This is a genomic window from Geomesophilobacter sediminis (assembly GCF_016458275.1).
In the GTDB taxonomy this organism is placed as follows: domain Bacteria; phylum Desulfobacterota; class Desulfuromonadia; order Geobacterales; family Geobacteraceae; genus Geomesophilobacter; species Geomesophilobacter sediminis.
Genome location: NZ_JAEMHM010000040.1, coordinates 1 through 3,781, shown reverse-complemented (window position 1 = coordinate 3,781; position 3,781 = coordinate 1). Strand labels below are relative to the sequence as shown.

Annotated in this window: 4 protein-coding genes; all 4 read left to right on the top strand. The window is 48.6% G+C overall.

Annotation, left to right across the window (positions count from 1 at the left end; all coding sequences use genetic code 11):
- The first annotated feature begins 445 nt into the window (after positions 1 to 445).
- The 4 genes from JFN93_RS25235 (at position 446) to trhA (ending at position 3,434) form a co-directional block, all read left to right on the top strand.
- Positions 446 to 1,378, top strand: coding sequence for a hypothetical protein (locus JFN93_RS25235; protein WP_199387162.1), 933 nt, complete (start codon positions 446 to 448; stop codon positions 1,376 to 1,378).
- A complete protein-coding gene (locus tag JFN93_RS25230) occupies positions 1,356 to 1,616 on the top strand; it encodes a hypothetical protein (RefSeq protein ID WP_199387161.1) in 261 nt (86 codons plus the stop codon). Before JFN93_RS25235 ends, JFN93_RS25230 begins: the two co-directional genes overlap by 23 nt.
- A gap of 112 nt (positions 1,617 to 1,728) precedes the next feature.
- Complete coding sequence (locus JFN93_RS25225) at positions 1,729 to 2,673, top strand: hypothetical protein (RefSeq protein WP_199387160.1); 945 nt, start codon at positions 1,729 to 1,731, stop codon at positions 2,671 to 2,673.
- A 395-nt stretch (positions 2,674 to 3,068) separates the two neighbouring features.
- Entirely contained in the window at positions 3,069 to 3,434 is a 366-nt protein-coding gene (gene trhA / locus JFN93_RS25220) for a PAQR family membrane homeostasis protein TrhA (RefSeq protein ID WP_199387163.1), read from the top strand.
- Positions 3,435 to 3,781 lie beyond the last annotated feature (347 nt).

The following is a 3,781-nucleotide window of genomic DNA, read 5'->3' as shown; positions in this document are numbered from 1 at the left end:
CGGACAACTACTGCTTCCGCCCCACGGAACCGGACGTTTACCCCCAAACCTTTGAATCGTTTTGGGCAACAGGCCGTGTAGACCCGGTACGGAGGATTTCCGGGTTGCATCATATCAGTGGCTTTACGGGAAGCCTCCCGGGCCCACAAGTTGACAACGTGCAAATGTAGACTGCGGTAAGAGGGAAGCCCTACTGATGATGCCAGGCTCAAATGAGGAATGAGAAGCGGGGCCCTAATTGACGATGGAAATGGGGCGGGAGGATCAAGAGAAAACCGACCACCCAAGTTGTCCTTATCCGCCCTCGCTGCCGTCAGAATGACGAACCCCATGGTTCTGGGCATCGACCTAACTCCGCGATATGTAACAATGTTATGGGCGAAACACGTGCCATTTGGGATCCCCTCCATAATGAGTTGAACAAACTTACAGTTCGGAGATTGCAATGATAAAAGAAAATTGTCCAATTTGCGGTTCTGTGGCGATTGATAGTGGTAGCCGTGGACGTGCCGATATATATGATTATGATTGTCCTCGTTGTGGTCAATTTTCCATTACACGAACTGCAACAAAAAACCTAAAGTCACGTATTAATGATAAAACTTCTGCAATATTTAGCCATGCTGTTCGAAAGATGCAAAAAGAAAATTATTTCCCTGAATTAGATTCAAAAACAGTAGAAGCTATTTTAGAAAACAACCGGTTACCAAGCCCAATTGAACAGGCAAATAATCTTATTTTGTGGATTGGTGATACGATTCAAGCTCCTGGTGAATATATCGATTTAAATCCGGAATTCCATAGGTCTGTAATTGGATCGTTGAATAATGATAATTACATGTTCATTGTGAATCACCTTAAAGACAAAGGTATACTCAAAAGCAATAACGCAATAAACAGAGTTACTTTAACATTTGATGGTTGGAATAGTTTTGATTTGCTTCAACGAAGATCTTCTAATGGCAGAAAAGCTTTTATGGCCATGCCATTCGGCAAAGAAATAATCGATAATGTATTTAAAGTGTTTAAGAAAGTTGTTAAGCAGACAGGTTTTGATTTAGTAAAACTCGATGAAAAACCTAGAGCTGGTTCGATTGATGATCGATTACGTGTCGAAATAAGAACTTCAATGTTCTTAATCGCAGAGCTGACAGATGGAAATCATGGTGCTTATTGGGAAGCTGGCTTTGCCGAAGGACTAGGGAAACCGGTTATCTACACATGTGAAAGATCATTTTTCAAGAGCAAGGGTACACATTTCGATACGAACCACTTGCATACAGTAATATGGGAGATTGACAAGCTTGAAGAGGCCGCAGAGTTATTAAAAATCACAATACGAGCTACATTGCCAGATGAAGCTAAGCTTGAGGATTAAGTGGCCCCCAAATGGGGCGCGTATCGTCGTTTGGAAATCGATTTCAACCAGCGCCATGGCCGGCCCAGATACCGGCCGGGCGACGGAGGGGGATGCTAGTTGGTTCGTTGAAATCCTGGCGAGAATGGATTTTGTGCAACTGTTGAAGCATGTTTGGCAGGAATTCCGCACACTTAATGGTTATTTCGCCCGCCTGGAACAAGAAGGCGAAATCATTAAATACATAATGAGCTTGTAACATCGGAATGCCACCCAGGTCTTCTCTGACAGAGAAGCCTGACTTGGGCAACAACACTTTGGCGTCTGGACCTCAGAAAAGTTTCAGATGCCCACTACACGCCACGGTGGATATGGCAGAGAAAACAGAAATACGCAGATTTGGTTACTATATACCGAAGCCGGATGGAACAATGGACATCTCCGTGCATTGTACAGTGGTTGACTCTGACGTCCTAGCTGAAATGAATGAGATCGTCGGCGTCATATTCAATTTACAGCCCATTGTCATGGCGTTTGACGTCGTTGAAAAGAACTACAAAGAGCTAGTAAACTTGATTGACGAATCTACATCACATTTAAATAGTTTAACATCCTCAATTCTTGCCCCAGTTTCTGTTGTAATGGATGTAATGACATCGCTGTCGCAGAAAACTACAAACTTCCTATCGTCTACAAGTGCTTTTCTGGCGCATGTTGACAGGCAACTTGAAAAGATTCATGGCCGAGACTCCACCGAATGGCTCACCTGGGACGCAAAGAGAAAGGATTTGCACGCTGGGTCTTTCGCCTATCGGTTCCTCTATGAGCTGCGGAACTTTGCCCAACACAGGGATATCCCTTTTTCTACTTTAAATTGTACAGGCGAAAGAAATTCTGAAGATGCTTCTTTAGTTTTTCAAATAAAAACCTTAATTGTTACCGAGCAGCTAATCAGTTCTGGTCATAACTGGAAGAAACTGACAGCACAGATTGAACAACAGCCAAACGTTTTTGACTTATTACCTCTTGCATCTGAATACTTGCAGTGCTTGAGACAGCTTTGCTTGGAAGCCTCGAGGCCACAAATGGAACGTCTAGCGATATGCGACCATTATTTCAACGTACTCAGGAACACATTGAAAATCCCTCCCGGCGCAGTACCTGTGATTTTCGTGGGGGAGTCCGCCTCCAAAGGAAAACCACCCTCACGGCACGAGGTTATCCCCATGGAGCAATTTAGCCACCTTCTTGGCAAGCTTGCGGAGTTTGTTATGAGATCCCAAGTTCAAACTTGCCCCGGTAAGCACGGGGTATAGTTTTTACTCTTGACCGTTGTGTGGCGTAGTAGATGGATCTATTTCTGTTTGGGAGTACATCTGCACCGGGTCTACACACATTTGACAGGAAACCGACAATCCTGTTTCCTCTGGTATTTTGGTGAGCTGGGCAAATGGATCAGGACAGAGCAAAAGGCCGATCCGGTTTTACTGGATCGGCCTTTTCTCTGGGCTTTAGTGGAAGCGCTTGAGAACATGCCTGGAATCCATAGTGGCCCTGGCATATCCTTCAGCCTCTCCGAAGAAGGAACCGGAAACCTGCCCCCAAAGATGCCCCCTTTCCCCAAGAGTTTGCCCTACCGGTCCTCGTCCCCGAAGGCGCTTCCGTCTAACCGGCACCGGACCGAGTCCGACCGGCGTGCTCCGTCGGGCCCATTGCCTCGCTTCCACCGGGCGAGGGGAGCCTCCCCTCATGGCTGTTCGGCACGGTTTGGGGGCTGGGAACGGTGGGCGCGATCCTGAAGATCTACAGCACCCATCGCCTGCGCGTTGTTGGACCGCTGCTCTACATTGCCCTGGGGTGGATGGTGGTAATCGCCTGGAAGCCGCTTTCCGCCGCCCTGGCGACCAATGGCCTGTCGCTCTTATTTGCCGGGGGAGTGGCCTATACCCTCGGGGTCATCTTTTACCTCTGGGATCGTCTCCCCTTCAATCACGCCATCTGGCATTTCTTCGTCCTCACCGGTAGCGCCTGCCACTTCTTTGCCATTTTCTATTACGTCACCCCGCGCTTAATCTAGGAAGCCCGACCTCCGGGCAGTCCGTTTCTCCTTCCCGGGTAAGGTGCCACCCGCCGCGCTGTACACTCTTGCCTGATCAATAGCGAGGAGATTGGAACGGGCACAAACGACTGACGGCAGATCCACTGCGCCGGGAGGTTCGTTCCCTGGTCGCCAGACTGGTATCCCTGCTCACCACTCCGGTACCCCTGCTCACCACTCCGGTACCCCTGCTCACCACTCCGGTACCCCTGCTCACCACTCCGGTACCCCTGCTCACCACTCCGGTATCCCTGCTCACCACTCCGGTATCCCTGCTCACCACTCCGGTATCCCTGCTCACCACTCCGGTATCCCTGCTCACCACT

Bases quoted from the DNA above. Each gene is read 5' to 3' on its own strand.
- JFN93_RS25225 (WP_199387160.1), top strand. From the start codon at position 1,729: ATGGCAGAGAAAACAGAAATACGCAGATTTGGTTACTATATACCGAAG.
- JFN93_RS25235 (WP_199387162.1), top strand. From the start codon at position 446: ATGATAAAAGAAAATTGTCCAATTTGCGGTTCTGTGGCGATTGATAGT.
- JFN93_RS25230 (WP_199387161.1), top strand. From the start codon at position 1,356: ATGAAGCTAAGCTTGAGGATTAAGTGGCCCCCAAATGGGGCGCGTATC.